Origin of the sequence: Paraburkholderia sp. BL6665CI2N2 (genome assembly GCF_004366535.1) — a bacterium.
Classification (GTDB): Bacteria; Pseudomonadota; Gammaproteobacteria; order Burkholderiales; family Burkholderiaceae; genus Paraburkholderia.
This window is the reverse complement of sequence record NZ_SORC01000001.1, coordinates 1,117,184-1,142,894: the sequence shown is the minus strand read 5'-3', so window position 1 is coordinate 1,142,894 and position 25,711 is coordinate 1,117,184. Positions and strand designations below refer to the sequence as shown.

Genomic DNA, 25,711 nt, shown 5'->3' with positions numbered 1-25,711 from the left:
GCATCGCATCGGCAACAGATGTTGTTGCGCGAGGTCTTTTCACTCGGATAGACACGTATGGTTGAACGCGCAACCACGCAGCGTCGCAACGTAAGTGTGCGAGCCGTCAACTTACGTAAACGCAAAAAGGTTGTGCCGGCATTCAGCCGGCTCAACCTTCGATACGTCAGCGAACAGGCAGACGGATGACTTAGCGCGATGCGCTGACCAACGGCTGCAGTTGCGGCAGGATCTCGGTGCTTGCGCGAGCCACGTCGTTCGGGAAGTCGATTTCGATCCAGGGCGCGCCGGTCACGTCTGCGGTATCGAACACCTGGCTGCGCTCCAGCAGCAGATCGCGTACCGCTTCTTCGTGCGGCAGATTGGCCCGGCCGCTGTCCACATAACCGGCCACGATCTGCGCGAAGCGTTGCGCGGTTTCCTGCCGGAAGCGGAAGAACCCGACCGATTCGCCGATCGTGTCGTACTCGAGATTGACCGCGAGCTGCTTGCGCAACTCGACCGGCACGCCGTCTTTCAGGCACAGCTTGACGGGTTCGTCGCCGGCTTCGAAATCACGGTCGATCAACAGGCGGTTGACCGTCTCGCCCGCCACCAAAGCAGCCAGAATGCGCTCGTCGTAAAGCACGTCGGCGTCCATCAACAGCACGTCGCCGCCGCGCGTCAGCGCCTCGGCCACCGTGTGCACCGTCAGCACGCTGCCCAGGTCGTAACGCGTGTTCAGCACGGTTTCCACTTTGTGCGGCCAGTTGATGCGCTCCAGTTCCGCCTGCACCGATTCCGGCTGAAAGCCGAGCGCCAGCACGACTTCAGTCACGCCGGCGGTTTCGAGCATTTGCAGATGCCGTTCGAGCAGGCTCATGCCGTCGAATTGCAACAGACACTTCGGGAACTGAGCTTCCGGCGGTTGCTGGAGACGCAGGCCGAGGCCCGCAGCGAGGATGATGGCACGCATGCGCGGTCCTTTGAAAAAATACGGAGTTTAATCGACAACCGGCACGCGCCCTGTCGCGCGGCGCCGTTGCCAGCTTCGTTCGCTGAAGTGCAGAACCAGCAGACCCGGCAAGCCTAGCAGGATTTCGCGGGCGCGCTTGGCGAGCGACAACGCCAAGGCCGCGTCCGGCGGCAATCCGACCAGCGGCGCGAGCAGCAGATAGCCGCCTTCCTGCACGCCGAGCGAGCCGGGAATCATGAACGCCGCGCCGCGAATGGCCTGGCCCAGGCTTTCGAGCAACAACGCGTCGACCCAGTCGACCGGATGTCCGAGAAAGCGCAGCGCGAGCCACACTTCCACCGTGCCGACGATCCAGCCCACAAGGCTCATTGCGAAGCTTGCCGCCACGCGGCCGCGTTCGCGATACATGGCCTGCACGGCGGCGTCGACGGCTTCGGCGCGCGTCATCAGCGAAGACCAGTCGCGCTTGCCGAAAACCTTGGAGACCACGCCGAGCAGGCGCCCGAACAGACCGCGCCGCTGCGCATAGTAAAACCCGACGATCATCGCGCCCAGCACGCCGGTCGCGATCAGCGTGGCAGTCCGCAGATCGTGCAGCGCGCCGTGCGCTGCGTAAGCGCCGAACAGCAAGAGTCCGCCCAGCGCGAAGATGATTTGCGCGAGCGCCTGCGCGGTCGTGCTCACCGTGATCGCCGCGGCGGCATCGCGCATGCGCATGCCACGCTGGGACAGTTGCCGCACCATGACCACCGGTCCGCCGATCTGGCCGGCCGGCAGCAGGCTATTCACCGACTCGCCGATCCAGCGCGCGAACAGCGCGTCGCGCCATGTCAGATCGTGATGAATGCCGTCGCGACGAGGATGGAACAACACCGAGATCGCGCCGGCATCGAGAAGCACCGGCACGAGGTGGAACGCCGCGACGAGCGCGAGTCCCCAGCCAGCGGTAAGCAGTGTCGAAGCAACCGAGCCGAAGCCCTGCCACGCGAGCAGGCCGACAAACAGCGCTGTCCCGATCGACAGCAGGATCAGGGCCGCGCGGCTCATCCGCGGTCCTTCCCGCGTTGGGTCATCTGGCGAAAAACCTGGCGGAAGCCGAAGTACGCAATCGCGTCCTTCATGTTCGAGATGAAGCGGCGCCACGGCCGCATGTTCGGATCGGTGACGTATTCGAAAGTGAGCGACACACGCATTTCGTTCGCGCCGGCGGGTGTGATGCGATGCCGCAGCTTGTCGCCGTCGAAGAACACGAGGCCGCCCGGCGGAATCTGCACCGAGCCCGGCTGATCCGCGACATCCGGATTACGCGTGTGGAGTTCGTAGTCGAGCCGGCACGACGATTCGTCGATCACGCCCAGCAGCAGCGTATAGCGGCGGCCGTCATAGTACGAAGTATCGTAGTGCCAGCCGATGTGGTCGCCTTGCCGCGTGTAGTAGTAAAGCGCGTACGCATGCGGATCGTCGGCGGGCGAAAGCTGGAGTTTGTCGCCGCTCAGTTGCTCCAGCCAGCCGATCAATTCCTTCGAGCGGTACAGCTCAGCGATGAACGGCGCGAGGCGGTCGATCGTATGACGGCTGACACTGCCGCCCTGCTTGTGACCCGGCAGATAGTTGCGGTTCACCTCGTCGAGCAGCGAACGCGCGCTATGCACGAGCTGCGCCGTGACTTCGGGCGCGAGAAAGTCTTCCAGATAAAGAAACGCGCCTTGCTCGGCGAAATCCTTGCGCAGACGCGGGTTGTCGAACCCGCGCGTGCGGCTCGCGACCGCCCGGTCGGCATTCGGTGCGGGCGATGCAGCCGGAGAACGTTCTAACGGAACTGACGCGATCACGTCGTTTTCGGCCTGCGTACTCATTCGCTGGCCCACATTTGACGGGTTTCGGACGTACTGGCGGCAGCCGGCGCCGGGCTGGCGGCACGGCGCGCAACGCGCCCGTAGTCGACCACCACCCAAACAGCGAAAAGCGGCGCGCCGATCGACGCAACCACGACGAACGGCAAGACGACGCTAGTCAGTGTGACGATCGGCAGCAGATACAGGACGTCTTCAGTTTCGAAACCGCCAACGGAGGCCTGCTTCGTGCCCGCCTTGCCCGCCATTTCCTCGATGCGCATGCGCAGGAAGAAAATCAGCGCGATCGCTACGCCGGCCACCGCGCCGAGCACACCCGGCGCGATTTTCAAGCCCGCGATATGCGAGGCGCCCGCTCCGACACCCATGCCGACGAACAACATGATGGTCACGAGCGCGTCGCAAGCGAGGTCGTAAAAATGACCGATCCGGCTCGACTTGCCACTGATGCGCGCGAGCTCGCCGTCCGTGTGGTCAACGAAGTTCGACAGCACGATCAGGAAGGCGCCGGCGTTGGCCCACGCGAACCCGCCGTGAGCGAGGCACAGCGCGCCTGCCAGCCCGATCAGGAGGCGCAGCGTCGTCAGATGGTTCGGGGTGACCCACGTGTTCACAAGCGGAGTCACGAGCCGGCGGGCGAGCCGCGCGTCCCATGTTCTGGGCGGCGGAACGTTAATTGGAGTTTCGGGTCGCGAATTCATAACCCGGAAATATATACGGGATCGCAAAAGATTGCTTTCTTCCCGTACGTTTCATAAGGCGCCGTTGGTTCCCGATCCGTGCTGCCTGCGAAGCAAGATTTGCCGAATCGCGATAAAGTACAAACCAGTTGCGCCTGTCAAGGGTATGACTTCGATGCGCAACGTCTTTTCGGGTCTCGAGTTCACGCCACCGCCCGTTGCGAACACACTACATCGATTCAGGTGGCCGTCCACGCTTATGAAACGCTTTCTTTCGTCTGTACTCCTTGCTCTGGCAGCCGCCGCGCTGCCGCTCACCAGTTACGCCACCGCGCTCGATGCGCCGCTCGCCTGCAATGAAAGCGGCCATCAGTTCATCGCCGACCTCGCGGAACAACAACTGATCGACCCGAAGCCCACGCGTGTGGAGAGCAACTCGATCAACGCCTTTTCGCCGACGTCCGGCGCGGATCTGACGGCATATGGATTTCGGGTGTTCGCGGTGGTCGGCTACGAAAAAGACGATCCCATGTTCCGTATCGGCGACGGCGAGCCGGTCGCGCGTTCGGCCTACGGCGTCGTGGTGTTCGGCAGCGAGGCCAAAGTGCGGAACGCGATTGCCGGCACCGGCAGCACGGCGATCGTGCACCGCGTAGCGCCGCTGATTACGGCGATTTTTTGCAAGCGGAGTTGAGGCGGCACGACCGGCCGCTCTGCTTGCTGGAATGGCCGATGGGCAGATAGGAAGACAACCTGTTACGCGTTATAATTGCGGCAGATGGATTCTCCGGGGCCTGCAAAGGCGTCTATCTGCCTCCTGGTGAAACAGGATCCAGCCGTGCTGGTTACGTCGGCGCACGCCGATCAAGCGCACCCGCGAAGTTATGAGGCCCCCTTGTGGGGCCTCACCTGTTTTTGAGGCCGGAATCGGCCAGCTATGCGCGGATGCCACATCGGCTAGCGGCGGTTGAGACTCGGATCGCGAATCGACTCGCCCCTCAATATCTTTGCCGCCATCACACGAAACCGCACAATGCTTCGCCGGTTGCGCGGAGTCCCCGCCTTCCCCCTAGTCACGTCGCGCACATACGCACTTTCGATCACAAGCCGCAACGCGCTTGCCCCCATGCGGCGAAGACGAAAAAACACCTCGTACTCAACTGGCTCGCCACGATGCGTGATGTCCTCAATCACGAGCCAGTTCGAATGGCCCGTGAAATAGCAACGCCGTTCACCGAGTTCGGCAACGATCGTTGGCAGTCGAAGGGACCAGCGGTGCCGGTCGGCGCAGAATGCGCGAGCGACCTGCCGGTGGTCAAAAATTCTGCGACCACTACCAGGCGCCTCGAAATCCAACGGGCTTTGCGCGCCCGGTCCGACCGACACGCAATGCGACGTGTATTCGACATGGACGGTTGCGCTTGTCGCAGCAAACTTCCCCGAAGCGGGAATGGCGAGGGTAAAGAAGCTGGCGACGAGATGCGAAAGGCCATATCGCACGCTTGCCACGTCGATATAGCCTCGTCGCAAAATCGAAATCCACTGCATACGCCAGCCAAAGGGGAAACCGCGAATTATCGCGAGATTCCCCCTCGCTGACTCCTCAGCCAGAAGGCCTAAGACAGGCGACTTCGACGCGTTCGGCCTACAACCTGATCCCCGCCGGCTCCGCCGTCAGATACCCCACCGTCGCCCCGAAGCGGTCCTTAAAGTTCGCCCGCACAAGCGGATCGAGCGTCGATTTGATCTTGTCGTGCAGCGGACTTTCCCAGTCGCCGACGTGCTGAAAGTTGCTCATCACGTAAGTCCAGCCGTTGATTTCATCGACCGCGTGCAGGCCCGTCGATTCGGCGCCCGCCGGACACGAAAGCACGCGCGCGAGCGTCTTCGTATCGACGTTGTACGCCCACAGAAAGTTGTTCACGTGCATGCCGCTGTCCTCGCCGATAAAGAGCGTGCGCAGCTTCTCCGAGAACTTGAGGTTGTCCGGGTTGGCAATGCGCTCGGGATTCGCGGTGTTGCCGAGCGCGTCGGCCGTCGGCAGATCCTCGCCGACCAGCGCCGCGGGCGCGGCCATGTCCACCGGCACCCATTCGCTGTTGATCGCGGCGCCGCCGCGGTCGCGCTGGCCGCCCTTCATGTTCAGCGCGTAGACCGCGCCGGCGCTGATCGTCTTATCGACGGCCACGTCGGTGGATGCGGCATTGCCGCGCACCATCGACTTCTCGATACGCGACATCGCCGAATACAGCACCTTGTCCTTGATATTGACCGTCGTGCCTTCGAGCTTGGTGAAGCCCATGCTGCCGCCGGCCAGCGCCGCATAGCGATGCGTCTCGAGGAACGTTGCCGCCTGCGTCATGCCGGGCTTGACGCGCACCCAGTTGAACGTGCCGTTGTAGTTGATCTTCGTGTAGGCCGGATCGAGCGGATCTTTGGTCGCGACGTCCATGATGTCGCTGGCGCGCAGCTGATTGGCGAGCGCCTCGATTTCGTCGCTGGTCGCGTGGCCCAGGTTGATCCACGACAGCGTGGCCGCGCCCGCGCCGCTCGCCGACACCTGCGTCCACTTCGCGACGTACAGCGTGCCCGCCGACAAATCGGCTTCGCGATCCGCGATAAACATGAACAGGCCGCCATTGGTGGCATCGTCGCCCATCAGGACGGTGCGCTTGTCCGGCATCACCTGAATCAGTTCGTGCGAAATGCGGCCAAGGCAGTAGTGCTTTTTGATCGTGCCGGTGCCGTCCGGATTCACGGTGACTTCCGGCAGATGCCCGTAGTGATACGGGTTCGCGGTGGTTTCATCGCCATACAAACTGCGGCTGAAGCCCTTGAACTGGCTGTTGCTGGCAATCGTGGTGGCGTCCGGCTCGTACTCTTCACTCGACAGATGCGTGTTCCACGGCGACAGGCTCGCGCCGCAGGTGATCCACAAGCCATGGGCCTTCGATGTATCGACGTTCGAATAGCCCGCCAGCGTGAGCTTGCCAGTGGCCGGGTCCTGGTCGAGCGTGAGCACGGCGATCGGCGACGGCAACTGGCCGTACATCGAGACCAGACTCTGATCGCGCGTGGTGTATTCGAACTGCACGACGGCGAATACCGCGTTGCCCTTGAGGCCCTTGACCGTGGGCTTGTCGAGGCGGATCAGCGAGCTGCCGTCCGGGCAATCGGAGTAGAACTGGCGCTCCTTGCCCGCCACCGATTTATCGACGATCGGCTGATTGTTGATGTCGAAATAGCCGCCGGCAAGAATCGTCCCGCCCTTCACGTTCGGCACGTTGTCGCCGGTGACGAAGAACGGCTGATACGCCAGCTTGAACGCGCGGCTGCTGCCGTCGCTCAGTTGTACCGTCAAGGTCGAGCCGACTGTGGTCTTCGCCATGGCGGCGGGGTCGGCCAGCGTCGGCGCGGCCATGCTGGCGAACGCCGCGGAGACGAAGTTGGCGACCGGTTTGGCGGGCGTCGCCAGCTCGTCGCTGCCGCCGCAAGCGGTCAGCATCGAGGCCGTGGCGAGTCCGCCGAGCGGCAGCATCGGCGCGCCCACGAGAAGTTTCAGGGCCTTGCGGCGGGAAAGGTCGAGCGGCTCTGCCATGTTGTCGTGATCCAGTGTTTGGGTAGCGTGAGTGAATGCACAGCCGGCACGCACTCAGACCCAAACCACATGGTTCACGCTCGCGCCGCTATGACGCGAGGATTCTATGAAGCGAATATGAAAGTATATTGACAGGCTTTAGTAATTTAAACCCGAGCCGTTGAGAGACGACGCCGGCGAGGCCCCGGAGCCTGCCGCGGGCCGCAGCGGCGCGGCTTCTAACCCGGACGGCGAAACTCGTTCTCGACCCACGCCGCCGCGCTTGCCTTGCTGAGCTTGAAGTTAGCCGCGACCTGCACTTGCGCGAGTTGCTCGCCGAATGTATCGAGCGCGGTCAGCAATGCATATGGCTCGTCTTCGTCGGGAACGATGTCGAGCGTGATGTCGAGTTCGTCGTTGCCGTCCGCGCTCGCCACGCGCACTTCCTTATGCAGTTGCGCGCGCAGTTGCTGCTCATGACGCCGCAGCACTTCAGACGCCGTCTTCACCAGCGTGTTGAATGCCGAGGTGTCCAGCGGCTTCGGATCCTTCTTGTTGCGGCCCATCGTCCACGGACCGACGAGCGCGGGTTCCGCTTCGCCGTCCTTGATCATCGCGACGGCCCAGCCTTCGTCGTCCTCATTCTTGATGACGCGCGCGGTCCAGCCGTCGTCGCGCCACAGACGTGCTTCATGCACGGTTTCGCCCAGTTCGGACGCGCCTTCCGTCGTGAGATCTTCAGCGGTGTCGGACGATGGAAGGGGTAGATCGGTCATTGCAGGTTCACTCACGTTCGCGGGGGCGGAAACACATCTCAAGCGCGCAATTCTACCCGCCCCGCTCACGGCGGATGCGGCCCTCTGACGAATGGACAAGCCGCGGCAATCGCAACGGCAAACGAAATAATCTATTTCCGCATTTGCGATAACTTATAAACCGACTATAAAAATACAAAAAAACGCGACCCGAAGGCCGCGCATAAAAATGAAAAAGACACCCTTGGTCAAGGGGCGAGACGAATTGTAAAACCGTAATTCAATGAGATAGATCCGGGAAATTGAAAGAGTGAATTGCGGGAAACAGAATAGATTGACTAAATATCTCAAAATAGACACCGACCCATACTGCCAATGGCTTGCGGCAAGTCGTCGCGATCAGGCAACAATACGATGTTGACACGGCCCGCATGAATTCATCGTCAAATTGATTTTTCCTTTATTTATCCATACTTAAACAATTCCCCATTCGCTATTACGAATTAGAAAAATCATTGTTGTGCCATCCGCAATTAAAGACACGAATAGCAGGAATACACTTCGCAGCGGATCGTCAGGCCGCCGGCGTAATTGGCGGTGAACACTCGAATGCGATTCCCTATGCACTGTTTCGGAGCTATCTAACCATGAAAAAAACCCTCATCGCAGGCGTCCTCAGCGCGGTTGCCATCAGCGCTCATGCCCAGAGCAGCGTCACCTTGTACGGCACGCTGGACGCCGGCCTCGTCTACTCGAATAACCAGGGCGGCCATAGCAACTGGCAACAAGGCAGCGGCTCGGCGTCGGACACCTACTTCGGCCTGCGCGGCAGCGAAGACCTCGGCGGTGGCCTGCATGCGATTTTTACGTTGGAGAGCGGCTTCAACCTGAATAACGGGCAGGACACCGAGAGCAACACGATGTTCAACCGTCAGGCTTTCGTCGGTCTGAAGAGCGATCAGTACGGTGCGCTGACGCTCGGCCGCCAATACGATTCCGTGGTCGACTACCTGGCGCCGCTGTCCGAAGCAGGCGCGGGCTACGGCAACAACCTCGCGGCGCACCCGCTCGATAACGACAACCTCGACAACTCGTTCTCGATCAAGAACGCCGTCAAGTACACGAGCGCGAACTACGCGGGTCTGAAGTTCGGCGGTCTGTACGGTTTCAGCAACTCGGCCGGTGATTTCTCCAACAACCGCGCATGGAGCGTCGGCGCTTCGTATGACAACGGTCCGTTGAGCGTTGCCGCCGCTTACCTGCAACTGAACCAATCCGGCAGTTCGAACCTGAGCGGCGCAGTGTCGCAAGGCGACGGCACCGCGGCGGTCGCGGCCAATCTGCAACGCACGTACGGCGCGGGCATCAACTACACGTACGGTCCGGCAACGGTCGGTTTCGTCTATACGCATACGCAGCTCGACGGCATCACCGGCGTGGACGTCGGCGGTACGACGCTGCCTGGCGTCGCCGGCACCAACCTGCACCTAGACAACTACGAAGTGAACGGCCGCTATGCGCTCACGCCGGCACTGAGCCTCGCGGCCTCGTATACGTTCACCGACGGCAAGATGTCCGGCTCGAATGGCTCGGGCGATCCGAAGTGGCACACGGTGTCTCTACAAGGCGACTACTCGCTGAGCAAGCGCACCGACGTGTACGTGGAAGGCGTGTATCAGCATGCGTCGGGCGAACTCGGCAACTTCGGTTCGAACGTCGCGGCGATCAATACGCTCGCGCCGTCGTCGAACGGCAATCAGGTGGCGGCAGCAGTCGGCTTGCGTCACCGCTTCTAAGTATTTTCAGTTGATGCCTGCGGAGCGAATGATTCGATTCGCGGCGCACACAACCCGCGCGTGACACGCTCACGTCGCGGGTTTTATGACTTTACGTTTAGACACAATGCCGATCGCCACGGATGGTGACGACGCGTGCACCCGATGGGTATACTGAGCCCGGCTGCCTTCCTTGCCGCAACGTTGCAATGTTGCGATGCCGTTGCGGTTGAACGGCGGCTTCGTCGCGAAGCATGACGTTGCGCTCTATCGCGTTGCGCTTCGCCCGCGCCCCAAGTTCCCGCGTACGACCGGGGACGCCGACGATCGGACCATGAAAAGACTTCTCCTGCTTGCCCCCGCTGCCGCCGCGGTCGCTGCCCTCGCCGGCTGCGGCTCTTCCAGCGGCCCAGCCCGCGACGCATCACTGCCGATGATATACGTGTCTTCGCAACGCGCCCCCGCTTATGTCGCCGATTGCCTCGAAAGCCGTTTGTCACGCGTGCGCACGTCGCACGTCGGCGGCACGACGGAGATCGCCGTCGGCTCCGATTCGAACAACTCGTATTTCGTAACGCTGACGCCGTCGAATGCCGGCTCGGTCATCAAGGTGATGCATCCTGCCAACGCGCCGGACGATCCGCCGGAACCGGAAATGCGCTTCGCTGTTGCACGTTGCGCGACGTGAGCTTCGGCCACACGCTTGCGATCCGAAGGTACGCCGACGCGCGATTTTTTTAACTCGCGTGCCGGCTATTTTTTTATCCGCGCATCTGCGAACATAGCCGCCCTCTGTTCCTGAAGCGGCGCTCTGCCGTAAGTTTCGATGGCATCCAGCAAAGCACATCACGCCACCGGTTTTGCGGCCGGCGTCATCGCGGCGGCGATCGTCGCGCGCATCGGCGGCGGCGGTTCATTTCATGTCGGCGTGCTGTTGAGTTTCATCACAGGTGTGATCGGCAGTACGGCACCGGACTGGCTGGAAGTCGCGTGGTGGTCGCGCGCGCGGCGTCTGTGGATCACGCATCGCACGCTGACGCATTGGGGCGTGGGATGGCTCGCGTTGCTCGCGGTGTCGTATCACTGGCTTGGGCATTCGCTCTATGCCGCGCCGGCGTTCGGATTCGCCTGTGGCGGCCTGATGCACCTGTTCGCCGACTGGCCGAATCCATTAGGCGTGCCATGGATTGCCGGGCGGCACTCGTTGAATCTCTGGAATAGCGGCCACTGCGATCTGATCGTGGTGGCCGCCTCGTGGGCGGCGGCGTGGTTTATCGGGCAACACGTCTGGTTGCATGGCGTGCACGGCGCGGCCTTGCTCCAGCATTTGCGGATCGGCTGAACCTCAGCGCAGCGCAGCCGCGTAGTTGGCGGGCGTTACGCCGAGCAGGCGCACGAACGCGCGCGTCATATGACTCTGATCGGCAAAGCCCGCTGCGGCAGCCGCATCGGCAAGCGTCGCGCCCCGCGCGATCCATTGTCTGGCGAGCACCACGCGACGCTGCATTCGGTACGCGTGCGGCGGCAGACCCATTTCATGCGCGAAACCGCGCAACAACTGGAAACGGCTCATGCCGGTGTCGGCGGCGAGATCGGCCAGCGTGAGAGGTGAAGAAGGGTCGTCGTCGATGCGTGCCTTTGCTCGCGCAATCGGACCCGACGCATCCGTCGACCGGGAGCGTGATGGCCGCGTGGCATGAATGCGCACGACGTGCCCAAGCAGTTCGAGCAACGCCTCCTCGCGCGCCAGATCGTCCGGCACGATAGGCGCTTCCACCGCGACAGCGAACAGCCGCTCGAACAAACGCTTCAGCAAAGGATCGTGCGCGACCGGCTGCGTGAGTTCGAGCTCGCGCGCCGCCGCGCCGGTCAGCTCGCTTGCAGCCGTGACGAGCATCGACGGTTCGAAATACAACATGCGCCACGCGCGTCCGCGTTCGTCGAGCGGACTGCCGTCGTGCACTTCTCCGGGATTGACCATGATCGCGTCGTTGGCCCGCGCTTCGACGAGCCCACGTCCGCTCGCCGACCGATGCCCGCCGCTCACAATCACACCGACGCCGAAACGGTCGTGCGAATGGCGCGGAAACGTATGCGCCGTCTCGGCCACCGTGGCTTCGACGCCGCCAATCGCGCAGCGAGGCATGTGGACGCGGCCGCGCGGCATGGTCATCGCCTAGCAGCTAAAGAGACATTCGCGCATCGGCACACACGACGATTCGCAAGCCCGGCCGTGCATCGCCGCCGCCAGTTGTCGGCACGCTCGCCTTTGCATGAGGACACGCGGCCACGCGCGAACCAGGCCGCGTATCACTGCCGCCCCTCGTCGGACCGCTCGCCCTCGCGGATCTTGCCTTGCGACACACTGCTGCCCGGCGGCACGCTGTGCGTGAGCCAAACATTGCCGCCGATCACCGAGCCGCGGCCGATCGTCACGCGCCCGAGAATCGTCGCACCGGCATAGATCACGACGTCGTCCTCGACGATCGGATGGCGCGCATTGCCCTTGACCAGCGTGCCGTCGAGGTCCGCGGCGAAACTCTTCGCGCCGAGCGTCACGGCCTGATACACGCGCACGCGTTCGCCGATGATCGCCGTCTCGCCGATCACGACACCCGTGCCATGGTCGATAAAGAAGCTCGGCCCGATCGTCGCGCCCGGGTGAATGTCGATGCCGGTTGCCGAGTGCGCGATCTCGTTGATGAAACGCGCCAGCAACGGCACACCCAGGCGATGCAGCGCATGCGCGAGGCGATGATGCGTCATCGCCCACACGCCCGGATAGCAAAGCAGAATTTCGGTGATGTGCTGCGCGGCCGGATCGCCGGTGAAAGCCGCCTGAATGTCGCTGACCAGCAATGCGCGGATGCCCGGCAATTGCGTGCCGAATTCACGTGCGATGCCGAACGCGCGCGCCTGCAAATCGGAGTCCGGCGTTTCGCCGAACTCCGGCAAAAAACGCAGGGCGCGGCGAATCTGTTCCGCGAGCAGCCGAAGCGTGCTTTCAAGCGTATGGCCGACGTAATAGTCGACGGTCTCGTCGGTCAGATCGGGCGCGCCGTAATGCGTGGGAAACAGCGCCGCGCGCAGGCCGGCGACGATGCTGATCACCGCTTCGCGCGACGGCAACTCGCGAATGCCGAGCGGATGCCGCGTGCGATGGAGTTGTTCACGCGACGCGCGCAAGTCGGCGACGATCTGTTCGAGGCCCCAGTTCTGGGTAGGCACGTTAGGCATAAAAGACAGCGCCGTGCGGGAGCACGGTTCGAAGTGATTATGCCGAGAGATTACCGCGTTTTGCCGCGGCTCGCGCAGCCCTGCTCGACGGCGGCGCCTACGCGCCATGACCCGCCGGAGGCGCGCTCAGATGGTCACGCTGCTCGCGTCGATCCAGCGCACCGCCCAATCGCGCGCATGGGCGATGGCGGCCGCTTCCTCGCGAAAGCGCAATTCGGTGGGAAAAAAACGATTGGCGACCAGTTCGCCGTCGCTCGAGCGGGAGATGACTACGTAAGGTTGCCAAGTGCCATCGCTCGCGCGCGCGGGTGCGCAATTTAACAAATAGCCGCGATGTGTGAATGCAGCATCGAAGTGCATGTGTCACCCGCCCTGACGGCCCCGTAAAATGTTTTGAGTGGCGCGCAGACGGTGCTGCCGGCCATCAAGATATAGCCGGACCGAATGTCTTCCAATTTAACCGCGCTTCGCTCGTCGGAGTAAGATCATACTCTGTAGAAAATACGCGTCCATTAAAAAAATCGAAAAGAATCGCGGACGCAATCGCCAGCCGAATACCTCACTCGCCACCCGCGCATGCCACCGCGGACAAAGCGCAATGAAGGCAGGTGAATCAGGGTTTGTGCGAGGCGGAACGGGTTTTGCTGCATGTCACACCATGTCCTCTTCAAAGGAGAATGCATGATGAACAGCGATATCAACAAGCCAGCAAACGCGACACAACCGGCGGCCACGAGCCGCAAGAACACTGCGGAATTGCACAACGACCGCACCCACGACAGCACCGTGGACACTGACGGCAAAAACCTCGAAGCCGCACGCATAGCGGGTCACAGCCCCATCTCGCCCGACGAAATCACCACCAGCAATGCGACCCTCACGAACAGCGTGCCCGAGTCGCTCGACGGCATGGCCGGCTTCGACAGCCGGGTTGGCGGCAATCATCTGCTGCTCGCGCTTGAACCAGGCTACACGGTGATCGACAAAGGCATGGTCGCGCCGCAGGGCGCGTATTCGGCGGATCATCTATACGACGATCCGCGGCCTGTCGGCAGCCGGCAGGACCGCGGCCGCATTCATTACGCCCTTAATCATTTGCGCCCTACCAGGCTGATCGAATTACATCGGGTGAAATAAACATTCGCGCAGTCTTCACATTTGCCTGCGCGTTTGAATTCTCGCGCGGGCCCTAATTAATCCGTGTATTGCGAAGCGCGCACCGTTTGATTCGCGGTGCGCGCTTTTACTTCGATTAGAAACTCAGGGTTGCAGGACCTGCGCGTGGACGAGGCTGTTTCCCTCTGCCAAACATCGGCAGAATCAACTGCACGTCAACCTTCAACGGAGCAGCAGATGAAAAAGATCGTCGTGATCGGCGCCACCGGCACGCTGGGCCAGGCGGTGAGCGCGGAACTGAAGGCGCGCCATGAAGTGATCGAAGTGGGCGCGACGCGCGGGCAATACCACGTCGACAGCACCGACCCGGCGAGTGTCGATCGGCTCTTTCGCGAGATCGGCAAAGTGGACGGCGTTGTCACCGCGACCGGTAAGGTGCATTTCGGTCCGCTGCCCGAGATGAGCGTCGAACAGTTCTGGGTCGGCCTGCGCGACAAGCTGATGGGCCAGATCAACGTGGTGCTCGCAGCTCAGCAATATGTGAACGACGGCGGCTCGTTTACGCTGACAAGCGGCATCCTCGCTGACGAACCGATTCTGCAAGGCGCGAGCGCGACCACCGTCAATCTGGCACTCGAAGGTTTCGTGCGCGGCGCGGCGATCGAATTGCCGCGCGGCATTCGCATCAACCTGGTGAGCCCAACCGTGCTCACCGAAGCGATGGACGCTTACGCGCCCTACTTCCGCGGCTTCGAGCCGGTGACGGCGCAGCGCGCGGCGATGGCTTATCTGCGCAGCGTGGAAGGCGCGCAGACTGGCCGTGTGTATCGCGTCGGCTATTGAGCGAAGGATTCACGCGATGCGCTTGAGCCGCATCGCGCCTTCTCTGCGTGTCGGCGCCGCTCCGCTGCGGCCGTTTCACGCCCCAGGCGGCCCTCGTCGATTCAGTGAATCTCCGGCTCGCCGGTGTTGTTCGCGGCGTCCGCATCCGGGGCCGCTTGCGCGCCGCCGCGTTGCAGAAAATCGAAATCGCAGCCTTGATTCGCCTGCATCACATGCACCTGATGCATCGCGCCGTAGCCGCGCGTGAAACGCGGCGCCGGCTTGACCCACGCGGCCTTGCGCCGCGCGAGTTCATCATCCGTCACCAGCAGGTTGAGTTTGCGTTGCGGCACGTCGAGCTCGATCATGTCGCCGCTCTCCACCAACGCAAACGGCCCGCCGATGAACGACTCCGGCGCGACATGCAGCACGCACGCGCCGTAACTCGTCCCGCTCATCCGCGCATCCGATATGCGCACCATGTCGCGCACGCCTTTCTGCAGCAGTTTTCGCGGGATGGGTAATTGCCCCCATTCAGGCATGCCTGGAGCGCCGACCGGTCCCGCGTGCTGAAGCACGATTACACTGTTCTCGTCGATGTCGAGCGTCTCGTCGTCGATGCGCGCGGCCATGTCGTTATAGTCCTTGAACACTACCGCGCGGCCGGTGTGCACCAGCAGATGCGGTTCGGCGGCGCCGGGTTTGATCACTGCGCCGTCGGGCGCGATATTGCCGCGTAGCACCGCGAGCCCGCTATTGGGCAGCAGCGGCTTGTCACGCCGGCGAATCACGTCATCGTTGAAAATTTCCGCGCCTTCCAGATTCTCTCCGAGCGTGCGGCCGTTGACGGTTTTCTGCGAACGGTCGATCAGCTCGCCTAATTCGGCGAGCAAGGCCCGCAAACCACCCGCATAGAAAAAGTCCTCCATCAGATACGCACCGGTCGGACGAACGTTCGCCAGCACCGGCGTGTGGCGCGAGATGTCGTCGTAGCGATCGAGCGTCAGCTCGATGCCGGCGCGGCGCGCGAGCGCGATCATGTGCACGATCGCGTTGGTCGAACCGGACAGCGCGAGGCACGTGGTCACGGCGTTGTCGACGGAACCCGCGGTGAGCAGATCCGAGGGCTTGAGGTCCTCCCACACCATCTCGACGATACGCATGCCGGTTTTCGCCGCCATCTGCGCATGACGGGAATCCGCCGCGGGAATCGACGCGAAACCGGGCAGCGTGAAGCCGAGCGCTTCAGCCGCGCTCGTCATGGTCGACGCGGTGCCCATGGTCATGCAGTGCCCCGGCGAGCGCGCAATGCCGCCTTCGAGGCCTTGCCAGTCGTCTTGCGTGATCGTGCCCGCGCGCAACTCCGCCCAGTACTTCCAGACGTCGGAACCGGAGCCGAGCGTCGTGCCGTTCCAGTTCCCGCGCAACATCGGGCCGGCGGGCAGAAAGATCGCCGGCAGGTCCATCGAGATCGCGCCCATCAGCAACGCGGGCGTGGTCTTGTCGCAGCCGCCCATCAGCACGACGCCGTCGGCAGGATAGGAGCGCAGCGTTTCTTCGGCTTCCATGGCGAGGAAGTTGCGATACAGCATCGTGGTGGGCTTCTGGAACGGCTCGGAGAGCGTCTGCACCGGCAGTTCGACCGGAAAGCCGCCGGCCTGCCAGATGCCGCGCTTTACTTCCTCGACACGCTGCTTGAAGTGCGTGTGGCACGCATTGATCTCGCTCCAGGTGTTAAGAATCGCAATGACCGGTTTGCCGGCGTATTCCTCGCGGTCGTAGCCCATTTGCGCGGTGCGCGAACGGTGGCCAAACGAGCGCAGATCGTTCACGCCGTACCAGCGATGGCTGCGCAGTTCTTCGGGTTTCTTTCTCTTCGTCAACGTCAGCTCCACGATGTCTTTCGCCGTACCCCGAAGGGGACTTCGTTCAGCGCTTCTGTTCCTTCACGCGCGACACGATCTGCGTCGGGCTCACGAATTGCAGTGCGATCAGCACCCAGATCAGCGTGATCGCCATGTAGATCATCGCCATCGCATCGATCGATTGCGGCGCGCGCACGCCGGTTGAAAATACAGCGTAGTACAGCGCGACCACGAGCGTTTGCGTCGCGGGACCCGCTGTGAAAAAAGTCAGCTCGAACATGCCGATGGTGCGTACCAGCACCAGCAAGCCCGCCGCCAGCATGCCGGGCACGAGCAGCGGCAGCAGCACATAGCGGAAATAGCGGAACGTGTTGGCGCCGAAAATGCGTGCCGCCGATTCAAGATTCGGATCGATCTGTTCGATGAAGGGCGTCATCACGAGAATCACGAACGGCAGCGCCGGCACCAGGTTGGCCAGAATCACGCCGCTCAGCGTGCCGGCCAGACCGACCTTGTACATCACCGTCGCCATGGGAATGCCGTAGGTGACGGGCGGCACCATCAGCGGCAACAAAAAGACCAGCATCGCGATGCGCTTGCCGGGAAATTGCACACGCGCGAGCGCATACGCCGCCGGTACGCCGAGCAGCACCGACAGCAGCACAACTGCACCGACTACCTCGACGGTCACCCACAACACGCTCGCCAACTGGAAGTCGCTCCACGCCTGCGCATACCAATGCAGCGTGAAGCCTTGCGGCAACATGGTGCCGAACCAGCGCGTCGCCACCGAATTGACCGCCACGGTCGCGATCAGCAGCACCACGTTGACGAGGAAGAACAACATCGCGCCCCACACCAGCACGCGCCAGACGCGGCCTGGCACGCTGGTGCGCTGGCGGGTGTGACCGGTGCGCTTATCCGGCTCGCGCGCACCGTCGTCGTGCTCCTTTGATGCCGACGCGGACCACGAAGGCTGCGCCGCGCGATGATCAGTCGTCATCAGCCTTTGCCTCCGGTGGCCGGACCGCTGTAGAAGAAGCGGCGCGCGCCGAGCAGCGCGGCAACCACCAGCAGCTGCACGAAGCCCATCACCATCGCGATCGCGGACGCCAGCGAATAGTCGTAACTTTCGAACGCGGCTTCGGCGGCGGCGATCGACATCACGCGCGTCGGCCCGGCTGGCGCGCCGAGCAGCACCGCCGACGGAAATACCGAAAACGCCTGCACGAACGACAGACACGCCGCCATCGTCAACCCCGGAACCAGCAGCGGCAGATAGATGCGGCGAAACTGCTGCCACGGACTCGCGCCGAGCGTCGCGGCCGCGGCCGCGAGCGTCGGGTCGATGCCGGTCACGTACGACAGCGTCAACAGAAACGCAAACGGAAAGCCCGATACGATCAATGAAATCAGCACGCCCCAGAAGTTATGCGTGAGGCGCACTTCGCGCGTATAGAGATGCAGGCCGTGGAGCGCCTGCGGAAACCAGCCGTTCGGGCCGAAGTATGTGAGCATGCCGTCGGCGATCAACACGGTGCCGAGGGTCACGGGAATCACCAGCAGCGTCGTGACGAACTTCTGATAGCGCGAGTAGCGGCGCAACGCGAATGCCACCGGCACCGAGACGCCGACGTTGATCAGCGTGGCCGGCACCGAGAGCTTGAGCGTGACGAAGATCGTCGGCCACATCGACGTGTCGGTGAAAAAGGCCACATAGTTGGCCCAGAGGCCACCGCCGTTCATCGGCCGGAACGACAGCACCAGACCGTACGCGAACGGATAGATGAACAATGCGCCGATGAACAGCAACGCCGGCGCGACGAGCCACGCCTTGGCGTCGCGCGGCGCGAGCGGCGGCGACAGCGTGGGCGTGTTCATGCCGTCTCCGCGTCGTAGACGAGCGTGCGCGACGGCGGCACCCGCAGGCTGATTCGCTCGCCCTCTTCGAATTCTCCGCCGACGCGCGCCCAGATATCGCCGAACGCCGTCTTCACGCGCAGCAGCGAATCGCGGCCGCCGTATTCGACGGTCGTCACCAACGCATGGAAGGCATTCTCCGCGCCGGGCGCGGCGCGCTCCATATCCTCGGGACGCAGCGCGACGCTCACGCGTTTGCTGTTGAAGCCGGCCATTGGCGTGCCGAGCAGACGCACACCGTTCGCGCTCACCATCACGCATTCGCCTTGCGTGCCTTCGAGTTCGAACTCGGCCACGTTGCGATAGCCCATGAAGCGCGCGACGTGCAGATTCTGCGGCCGCGTATAGACCTCTTTCGGCGTGGCGACTTGCTGCACCACGCCTTCCCTCATCACGACGATGCGATCGGCCATGGACAGCGCCTCGTCCTGATCGTGCGTCACGTAGAGCGTCGCGCGCTCGAGCTGGCTATGGATGCGGCGAATCTCCGCGCGCATTTCGATGCGCAGCTTGGTGTCGAGATTCGACAGCGGTTCGTCCATCAGGATCAGCGGCGGCTCGATCACGATCGCGCGCGCAATCGCGACGCGCTGCTGCTGGCCGCCGGACAGTTGTCCAGGCAGCTTGCGCTCGTGCCCGACGAGTTGCACGAGTTGCAACGCTTCGCGCACCCGGCGCACAGCTTCGCTCTTGCCGATGCCGCGCATCTTCAAACCAAAGCCGACGTTGTCGAGCACGCTCATATGCGGAAACAGCGCGTAGTTCTGAAACACCATGCCGAAGCCGCGCTTCTCCGGCGGAAGCACGTCGATGCGTTTGTCGTCGAGCCAGATGCCGCCGCTGCTCAACGGCTGCAATCCGGCGATGCAATTGAGCGCCGTCGATTTGCCGCAACCGGACGGTCCCAGCAATGCGATGAACTCGCCACGCTGAATGGTCAGATCGAGTCCCCGCAGAGCCGCGATCGCCTGGCCTTCCGCATTCGTGAAACTGCGGCTCACCGAGTCGAGCCGCAACTGTTCAAAGTGATGCTTCATGGCGGTTTCCTGATACGCGCGAGGCGTACGCCGTCGTAGATCACGTGAGGATCGAGACGGCATGCGTGCGTGCACTGCGGGAGCGGAGGCTACTTGGTCTTTTGCGCGCCGACCTCGGTGTCCCATTTCTTGAAAGCCGCGACCATCGCCGCGGCATTCAGCGGCAATACGTGCGGACGCTCGGCCAGCAGCTTCGCGTACTCCGGCCGGCCGTATTTCTTCAGCACGTCCTGACTGTGCGCCGGCGCCTGATCGACGCTCACGCCCTTGATCGCCGGACCGGGATAGAAATAACCGTCGTCATAGGTCATGGCCTGCTGCGCCGGCTCGAGCATGAAGTTCATCAGCTTGTAGAGCACGTCGAGCTTTTCCTTCGGCACGCCTTTCGGAATCACCATGTAGTGCGCGTCGTTCACCCACGTCATGTTGTCGAACGCCTGCACGCGGAATTCGGCCGGCACAATACCGAGCGCGCGCGGATTGATGTCCCAGCCCGTCACGGTGACGGTCATGTCGCGCGTGCCTTCGCCGAGCTCTTTCATCACCGCCGAGGTGCCGCCCGGATAGTAAGGAATGCAATCGTTCAGTTGCTTCAGAAAGGCCCACGTCTTGTCCCAGCCGTGAATCGGATCCTGCGGATCCTTGTCGCCGAGCACGTACGGCAAGCCCATCAGGAACGTGCGGCCCGGACCGGAATTCGCCGGCCGTGCGTAGATCAGTTTGTCCGGGTGCGCCTTGCACCATTGCAGCAGTTGTTCGGGCGTCTTCGGCGGGTCGCTGACCTTGGCGGGGTTGTATTCGAGCAGAGGGCCGGCAGGCATGTACGCCACTTCGAGCCCGTAGCCTTGCGCGAGATCCTGCATCTTGCGCGGACCGGGCGCGTATTTGTCGAGCACGCCGGGGAACGCGGCCGCGTTCTCGGGCATCAGCTTCATCCATAAACCCTGTTCGATGCCCGCGGCGAGCGCGTCGGTGCCGGTCAGCACGAGGTCGATATCGGAGCGGCCGGCGGCCTGCATCGCCTTGATCTTGCCGGGCAACTGCGGCGCGGGCGCATTGGTGAAGGTGAGATTGGCGACGAGGTTTGGGTACTTCGCCTTGAAGGCCTCGAAGCCCTTTTGCGTGAGTTGAAGGTCGCCGGCCACGTCGACGATATTGAGCGTGACCGGGTCGGCCGCGTGCGCGGCGGATGTGAAAGCGGCGCTCGCCGCGAGACATACGGACACCAGCCTGAGCGCCAACCTGTCTGAAACAGTCATTGCGTCTCCTCGCTTCTTGGTATGGAAATCCGCCGGTCGAATGCGCTGCTGGCGGTGTCTTTCTACCAATGGAACATAGCGAAGCGGGACAGCTGATGTCAAGCCAATACTCGTGGCGGCAACCGGCCGCCGAAAACCGCGGTTTTCCTGATGAATCCTTGCCGCTCAATGGCTTGCGCGCTGCATCCGAGGGCAAACCCGAAGCCGAACACGAACTCTGACGAAGACTTGTCAGGCAACTAGCCGCCTTGCACGCCTTGCGTGTTCACGTAGAGCGAATAGAGTCCGTGGCTTGCCGCCATGAACAGCCGGTTGCGATGCCGCCCGCCGAAACATACATTCGCGCAGCGCTCCGGCAGCGCAATGTGGCCGAGCGGCTCACCTTGCGGCGTGAAGACGCGCACGCCGTCGAGCTCGTCGGTGCCCATGCCCCAGCCGCACCACAGATTGCCGTGGACGTCGACGCGAAAGCCGTCCGGCGTGCCCGCACCGGCGTCGATCAGCACGCGGTTGTTCGACAGCGCGCCGCCGTCGTTCTCGACGTCGAACGCACGGATTTTGCGGCGTGGGTCGCCGCGCGATTCGACGATATACAACACCGACTCGTCCGGCGAGAACGCCAGACCGTTGGGGCCGAGCACGTCGTCGGCGACGACGGTGACTTCGCCGGATTGGCCGTCGATGCGGTACACGCACGCCGGCAATTCCGACTCCTGCTGCTCGCCCTCATAGAAACTGTCGATGCCGAAGGTCGGATCGCTGAACCAGATCGAGCCGTCCGATTTGACGACGACGTCGTTCGGCGAATTGAAGCGCTTGCCGCGATAGCGGTCGGCGAGCACGGTGATCGAGCCGTCGTATTCGGTGCGCGTGACACGGCGCGTCAGATGCTCGCAGCTGACGAGGCGGCCCTGACGGTCGCGCGTATGGCCGTTGGCATTGTTCGACGACTGGCGAAAGGTCGACACCGTGCCGCCTGGTTCATCCCAGCGCAAGATGCGGTCGTTCGGAATGTCGCTCCACAGCAGATAGCGGCCGTCGCCGAACCAGACCGGGCCCTCGGACCAGCGCGCGCCCTGATACAGACACTCGACGGACGCGGAAGCCAGGATCAACGGTTTGAAGCGCGGATCGAGTACGCGGATGGAGGGATCGGGATAGCGTCGGCTGTTGTCGGTCATGCTGGCGGTTCAAGGCTCAAGGTAGGGGGTTGGCTTGCGCGGAATTCATGCTCCAACGCGAGCAGCACCCGCGCGGCGTGTTCGATCTTCGCACGATGCTCGGGCGGCGTCGAACTGAGCAACGGCAAAATCGGCCCGATGTCGGCGATCCTGGAAACGTCACGGCGTTGTGGAGCACGGGGATCAGTGAGATGTCGTCGCACAAGTTTCGAGCGGCAAGAAGGCGTCGTAAAGACGTTGCGCCGTCTCGCGATCGCCGGTTTCGACCGCTCGCGGCAGGGCGGTGACCATGCGCGGCGCGATGCTTCCGAGGCGGCGGTTCATACGTCCAGACCGAATTCGCGCGGATGCACGAGCGGTAGCGCTGGATTGAGAATGTTGTCAAACAACCTGGTGACGAGCACGGTCCGGCGAATCTTCGCGTGAGGTGCGGACGCTGCAAACTACGTCCTGTCGCTTTTGTATGACAATACAGCTTATGGCGGTGGTGTTTATCTCGCGGCTGCCGTCCGACTTGCGGGCATAAAAGATCGGCAATTAGTGCGATTTTGACCGGAATTTTGGCAGCGGCCGCTAATTGGAATGCCTCCAATAATGCTGCCAATGAATGGCATCAAAACGGCTACTACGAGAAAATTACCCACATAAACGATCGGTGAATGTTAATTCGATCAAAGAAATCAGTTACAAAGAGCGGTTCATTCGCATTCTCACCAAAGCGCCGTGCCTGGCATTGTTTAGAATTCACTTCTCGCTTTGCGAAATAAATTTTGGTGATAGATTGTGCAGATAAAAACCACCGGACGGAATGCCGTACCGCAATTAACCGCAACGGGATGTTTGCGAGCCTGAGAGAGTGAAAATTGTCGCTACATTTTATCGAGCAGATGGCACCGCTACTGAACGCCGCCGACGAAACGGAATGGTTCGGTGCAATCGCGGGCCTCGCCGAGACGTGGGGCTTCGACAGGCTTTTAATCGCCATGCTGCCGCGTCCGACCATTCGCCTGGAAGACGCTTATGTGCGCAGCACGTACGCACCCGCGTGGCGCCGTACTTATGACGAGCAGGGACTGGTTCACATCGACCCGACCGTCGCGCATTGCGCGACGCGCGCCACGCCGCTGATCTGGTCGCCGGACATTTTCACGACCGCGGCGCAGCTTTCCATGTACGAGGAAGCCCGTTCGCACGGATTGCGCTCCGGCGTGACATTGCCGATTCACGGGCCGAACCAGGAAGCCGGCATGATGTGCTTCGTCAACGACAACAATCCCAACGATGAATTCTGGCGCCATATCAACGTGGCATTGCCGAATCTGGTGTTATTGCGCGACCTGGTAATCGACACGAGTCAGCGGCATTTGAATACGCACGCTCAGTCTTTAATGCCCAAACTGACGCCGCGCGAACGCGAATGCCTGAAATGGACCGCACGCGGCAAATCCACCTGGGGAATCTCCCACATCCTGAACTGTTCGGAAGCCGTGGTGAACTTCCACATGAAGAACATCAGAACGAAATTCGGTGTGAATTCGCGGCGTGCGGCGGCCGTGATCGCAGCGCAACTCGGGCTTATTGACCCGGGTTGAGCAAGGCGGCGGCGTCGCGGCTGTACAGCACGCGCTCGGCGCGGCCCAGATCGGCGTCGGAAACGGTTTTGGTGAAATACAGACCCAGCAGGATCGAGACCGGCGCCGGGATTTCAGCGCCCGATTCGAACCGGCTGCCGCGCGACTGCGTTACGCCGAAGCGGGCCCAGAAGCGGCGTTGGCTTTCTTTTTTCTTTTTGCGGTACGCAATGATCAGAACGCGGTCCACTGCCGTGGAAGGCTCCGCCGGGCGGGTTTGAAGGCCGGTTTGCGGTTGCCAATGATTTTCGAGGAGTTCCATTTTCGGTCCTGTCGGTTAAGTGCAGTGCTTGTCTCGAATTTTGCGTTACCCGATAAGCATGCACACCTATCCAGGTAGGTAGGTGGCAGAAACATTCAAAATGCATAAGTTTTCTTGCGTATTGGGTACCCCAACACGTTCAGGAGAACGTCATGCAAACAGCAATCCGGATTGGAATGCGTCAGGAATTCGACAACGCGGATATCAACGAGATGTACCGCCTGCGGGCGCGGGTGTTTCATGGGCGGCTCGGATGGGAAATCCCGACCATCGCGGGCATGGAGATCGACGGTTATGACGCGCTCGGGCCGCACTACATGCTGATCCAGGCCGACGACGGGCAAGTGCGCGGCTGTTGGCGCCTGATGCCGACCGAGGGCCCGAATATGCTGAAAGACACCTTCCCGCAGTTGCTGCATGGCGCAGAGGCGCCGGTAGGGCGGCACATCTGGGAATTGAGCCGGTTCGCGATCGAAACCATCGGCGAGGAGCAATCTTTCGGCTTTGCGGACTTGACCATGCAGGCCATCCACGAACTGGTGACGTTCGCCGACCAGATGGGCATCACGCGGTATGTCACCGTGACCACGACGCCGATCGAGCGGCTGCTGCGCAAGACCGGCATCGACGTCAGCCGGCTCGGGTCGCCATTGCAGATCGGCGTGGAACGAGCGGTGGCGCTAGATATCGCGGTGAGTCCGAAGACTCGTACCGCGCTGTTCGGACCCATGGCCGTGGCTGCATAGCGCTCGCCTGGTTGCCCTTTAGTTGCAGCCTGCCTGCTGCCTGGCTCTTATTGCGCAGCCGGTTCGCTGCCGCGTAAGTGGCGATTAGACGCCGCGCGGGGGCGCCTTGGGATCGCATCGGCCGAGTGGCTCGACAACTCGTCGCAGCCCTGGCGCGCGGCGAGAGCGGGCGGCGGATCAGGAGCCGAACATGCGCTCGAGCGCGTTCTCGAGATGCGCCCGCATGGCGTTCGCAGCGCCTCGCGAATCTTTGCGGCGAATCGCGTCGAGCACAGCCCTGTGCTCGTCCTGCACGAGCCGCTGCCGCGCCACCGTCTTCACCAGCGAAAGATTGCGCGACAGGTTCATGCTGAACAGGATCTGCTCCTCGATGAACGACATGACCGTGATGAAAAACGGGTTCTTCGACGCACGCGCCACCGCCAGGTGGAACATAAAGTCGTCTTTCGCGCCGATCCCTTGCGTCTCGACGATCCGTTCCAATTGGTCCCAAGCGTGCTGGATGGCGGCAATGTCGTCGGCATCGGCTTTGAGCGCCGCATGCTCCGCGGCGCCCGCTTCTGTCACGATGCGAAACTCATAGCAACGACGGATATCGGACAGCGTTTCGAGCGGGGCGAAGCGGCGCACGTCCGGGTCCGGCCGGCGCGCCACCGTCGTGCCCGATCCGTGCCGGGTCATGATGATGCCGTCGGCCCGCAAGCGCGCCAGCGCTTCGCGAACCGTTGGCCTGGAGGTCGCAAAACGCTCGGCCAGCGCATGCTCGGTCGGCAAGCGCTCACCTTCCTTGTACTCGCCTTCGACAATGCGATTGAGAATGTCGCCGTAGATCTTGTCGGGCAAGCCCGTCGTTTTGCGCTCGTTCATCAGCGGACTGAAGCAACTTGTCTGAGTAGACTGTAATTGTAAGGCAAACCTCGCTCTGCCTTGGACGCGGATATGCGTTGCGAATGGGAGCAAAGTCCCGTCGACGCTTGCCCACCGGCGCTTGCTGAACCAGCCGGCGCAAACGAAAAATTTGATAAGAGTTTGATTTACAT

26 protein-coding genes and 1 pseudogene are annotated in these 25,711 nt (G+C 62.3%); 8 read left to right on the top strand and 19 right to left on the bottom strand.

Annotation, left to right across the window (positions count from 1 at the left end; translation table 11 throughout):
- Positions 1–190 precede the first annotated feature (190 nt).
- Genes B0G81_RS05130 through B0G81_RS05115 form a run of 4 tightly spaced genes read right to left on the bottom strand, consistent with a single transcriptional unit; the run spans position 191 to position 3,509 of the window.
- Entirely contained in the window at positions 191–955 is a 765-nt protein-coding gene (locus tag B0G81_RS05130) for a phosphocholine cytidylyltransferase family protein (protein WP_116123164.1), read from the bottom strand.
- 27 nt (positions 956–982) lie between these two features.
- On the bottom strand, positions 983–2,002 hold the full coding sequence (locus tag B0G81_RS05125; protein ID WP_134133754.1) for a lysylphosphatidylglycerol synthase domain-containing protein: 1,020 nt from the start codon (positions 2,000–2,002) through the stop codon (positions 983–985).
- Positions 1,999–2,811, bottom strand: a complete 813-nt coding sequence (locus B0G81_RS05120) for a 2OG-Fe(II) oxygenase (protein ID WP_134133753.1) — start codon at positions 2,809–2,811, stop codon at positions 1,999–2,001. Before B0G81_RS05120 ends, B0G81_RS05125 begins: the two co-directional genes overlap by 4 nt.
- The gene (locus B0G81_RS05115) at positions 2,808–3,509 is read right to left on the bottom strand and encodes a CDP-alcohol phosphatidyltransferase family protein (protein WP_134133752.1); all 702 of its coding nucleotides are present in this window, start codon (positions 3,507–3,509) and stop codon (positions 2,808–2,810) included. The genes B0G81_RS05120 and B0G81_RS05115 overlap by 4 nt, the downstream gene beginning before the upstream one ends.
- Before the next feature lie 238 nt (positions 3,510–3,747).
- Between B0G81_RS05115 and B0G81_RS05110 the strand changes: the two genes are divergently transcribed.
- Positions 3,748–4,182, top strand: coding sequence for a hypothetical protein (locus tag B0G81_RS05110; RefSeq protein WP_134133751.1), 435 nt, complete (start codon positions 3,748–3,750; stop codon positions 4,180–4,182).
- Positions 4,183–4,445: 263 nt separating this feature from the next.
- Here the strand turns inward: B0G81_RS05110 and B0G81_RS05105 are convergent, their stop codons facing one another.
- From B0G81_RS05105 to B0G81_RS05095, 3 genes are all read right to left on the bottom strand, one after another.
- Entirely contained in the window at positions 4,446–5,036 is a 591-nt protein-coding gene (locus B0G81_RS05105) for a hypothetical protein (protein ID WP_134133750.1), read from the bottom strand.
- A gap of 97 nt (positions 5,037–5,133) precedes the next feature.
- Positions 5,134–7,086, bottom strand: a complete 1,953-nt coding sequence (locus tag B0G81_RS05100) for an alkaline phosphatase PhoX (RefSeq protein WP_134133749.1) — start codon at positions 7,084–7,086, stop codon at positions 5,134–5,136.
- A gap of 218 nt (positions 7,087–7,304) precedes the next feature.
- Positions 7,305–7,841 carry a hypothetical protein gene (locus tag B0G81_RS05095; protein ID WP_116123158.1) on the bottom strand — a complete coding sequence of 179 codons (537 nt, stop codon included), beginning with the start codon at positions 7,839–7,841 and terminating at the stop codon, positions 7,305–7,307.
- Positions 7,842–8,467: 626 nt separating this feature from the next.
- Here B0G81_RS05095 and B0G81_RS05090 point away from each other — a divergent pair.
- The 3 genes from B0G81_RS05090 to B0G81_RS05080 all read left to right on the top strand — a co-directional run bounded on the left by B0G81_RS05090 (position 8,468) and on the right by B0G81_RS05080 (position 10,937).
- The gene (locus tag B0G81_RS05090) at positions 8,468–9,616 is read left to right on the top strand and encodes a porin (RefSeq protein WP_106276824.1); all 1,149 of its coding nucleotides are present in this window, start codon (positions 8,468–8,470) and stop codon (positions 9,614–9,616) included.
- Between the two features lie 196 nt (positions 9,617–9,812).
- Entirely contained in the window at positions 9,813–10,283 is a 471-nt protein-coding gene (locus tag B0G81_RS05085) for a hypothetical protein (RefSeq protein ID WP_166678923.1), read from the top strand.
- 138 nt (positions 10,284–10,421) lie between these two features.
- A complete protein-coding gene (locus B0G81_RS05080) occupies positions 10,422–10,937 on the top strand; it encodes a metal-dependent hydrolase (RefSeq protein ID WP_134133747.1) in 516 nt (171 codons plus the stop codon).
- A 3-nt stretch (positions 10,938–10,940) separates the two neighbouring features.
- Here the strand turns inward: B0G81_RS05080 and B0G81_RS05075 are convergent, their stop codons facing one another.
- From B0G81_RS05075 to B0G81_RS05065, 3 genes are all read right to left on the bottom strand, one after another.
- Positions 10,941–11,762: an AraC family transcriptional regulator gene (locus B0G81_RS05075; RefSeq protein ID WP_134133746.1), complete on the bottom strand. Its 822-nt coding sequence runs from the start codon at positions 11,760–11,762 to the stop codon at positions 10,941–10,943.
- A gap of 143 nt (positions 11,763–11,905) precedes the next feature.
- Positions 11,906–12,832, bottom strand: coding sequence for a serine O-acetyltransferase EpsC (gene epsC, locus B0G81_RS05070; RefSeq protein WP_134133745.1), 927 nt, complete (start codon positions 12,830–12,832; stop codon positions 11,906–11,908).
- A 126-nt stretch (positions 12,833–12,958) separates the two neighbouring features.
- Positions 12,959–13,192: a hypothetical protein gene (locus B0G81_RS05065; RefSeq protein ID WP_116123153.1), complete on the bottom strand. Its 234-nt coding sequence runs from the start codon at positions 13,190–13,192 to the stop codon at positions 12,959–12,961.
- A 324-nt stretch (positions 13,193–13,516) separates the two neighbouring features.
- Here B0G81_RS05065 and B0G81_RS05060 point away from each other — a divergent pair, with 324 nt between their 5' ends.
- Positions 13,517–13,969: a DUF3005 domain-containing protein gene (locus tag B0G81_RS05060; protein ID WP_106277646.1), complete on the top strand. Its 453-nt coding sequence runs from the start codon at positions 13,517–13,519 to the stop codon at positions 13,967–13,969.
- Between the two features lie 216 nt (positions 13,970–14,185).
- On the top strand, positions 14,186–14,791 hold the full coding sequence (locus tag B0G81_RS05055; protein ID WP_134133744.1) for a short chain dehydrogenase: 606 nt from the start codon (positions 14,186–14,188) through the stop codon (positions 14,789–14,791).
- A gap of 101 nt (positions 14,792–14,892) precedes the next feature.
- Here the strand turns inward: B0G81_RS05055 and araD are convergent, their stop codons facing one another.
- From araD to B0G81_RS05020, 7 genes and pseudogenes are all read right to left on the bottom strand, one after another.
- Positions 14,893–16,653, bottom strand: coding sequence for an L-arabinonate dehydratase (gene araD / locus B0G81_RS05050; RefSeq protein WP_134133743.1), 1,761 nt, complete (start codon positions 16,651–16,653; stop codon positions 14,893–14,895).
- Positions 16,654–16,699: 46 nt separating this feature from the next.
- Positions 16,700–17,638 carry an ABC transporter permease gene (locus tag B0G81_RS05045; RefSeq protein WP_134133742.1) on the bottom strand — a complete coding sequence of 313 codons (939 nt, stop codon included), beginning with the start codon at positions 17,636–17,638 and terminating at the stop codon, positions 16,700–16,702.
- Positions 17,638–18,516: a sugar ABC transporter permease gene (locus B0G81_RS05040; RefSeq protein ID WP_134133741.1), complete on the bottom strand. Its 879-nt coding sequence runs from the start codon at positions 18,514–18,516 to the stop codon at positions 17,638–17,640. Before B0G81_RS05040 ends, B0G81_RS05045 begins: the two co-directional genes overlap by 1 nt.
- A complete protein-coding gene (locus B0G81_RS05035) occupies positions 18,513–19,592 on the bottom strand; it encodes an ABC transporter ATP-binding protein (RefSeq protein ID WP_134133740.1) in 1,080 nt (359 codons plus the stop codon). Before B0G81_RS05035 ends, B0G81_RS05040 begins: the two co-directional genes overlap by 4 nt.
- Positions 19,593–19,681: 89 nt before the next feature.
- Positions 19,682–20,851 (bottom strand): extracellular solute-binding protein, encoded by a 1,170-nt coding sequence (locus tag B0G81_RS05030; RefSeq protein ID WP_134133739.1) that lies wholly within the window; start codon positions 20,849–20,851, stop codon positions 19,682–19,684.
- 239 nt (positions 20,852–21,090) lie between these two features.
- The gene (locus B0G81_RS05025) at positions 21,091–22,032 is read right to left on the bottom strand and encodes an SMP-30/gluconolactonase/LRE family protein (protein WP_134133738.1); all 942 of its coding nucleotides are present in this window, start codon (positions 22,030–22,032) and stop codon (positions 21,091–21,093) included.
- Positions 22,029–22,400, bottom strand: a pseudogene (locus B0G81_RS05020) (dihydrodipicolinate synthase family protein); the annotation flags it as partial. The pseudogene B0G81_RS05020 and the gene B0G81_RS05025, both read right to left, overlap by 4 nt.
- Positions 22,401–22,919: 519 nt before the next feature.
- On the opposite strand from B0G81_RS05020, the gene B0G81_RS05015 reads away from it, so the two are divergent.
- Positions 22,920–23,624: a LuxR family transcriptional regulator gene (locus B0G81_RS05015; protein ID WP_134133737.1), complete on the top strand. Its 705-nt coding sequence runs from the start codon at positions 22,920–22,922 to the stop codon at positions 23,622–23,624.
- Here the strand turns inward: B0G81_RS05015 and B0G81_RS05010 are convergent.
- Entirely contained in the window at positions 23,608–23,925 is a 318-nt protein-coding gene (locus B0G81_RS05010) for a hypothetical protein (RefSeq protein ID WP_106276804.1), read from the bottom strand. The genes B0G81_RS05015 and B0G81_RS05010 overlap by 17 nt on opposite strands.
- 152 nt (positions 23,926–24,077) lie before the next feature.
- Here B0G81_RS05010 and B0G81_RS05005 point away from each other — a divergent pair, with 152 nt between their 5' ends.
- Entirely contained in the window at positions 24,078–24,671 is a 594-nt protein-coding gene (locus B0G81_RS05005) for an acyl-homoserine-lactone synthase (protein WP_116123146.1), read from the top strand.
- A gap of 177 nt (positions 24,672–24,848) precedes the next feature.
- Here B0G81_RS05005 and B0G81_RS05000 read toward each other — a convergent pair whose 3' ends face one another.
- Positions 24,849–25,538 carry a FadR/GntR family transcriptional regulator gene (locus B0G81_RS05000; RefSeq protein ID WP_134133736.1) on the bottom strand — a complete coding sequence of 230 codons (690 nt, stop codon included), beginning with the start codon at positions 25,536–25,538 and terminating at the stop codon, positions 24,849–24,851.
- Positions 25,539–25,711: the final 173 nt, after the last annotated feature.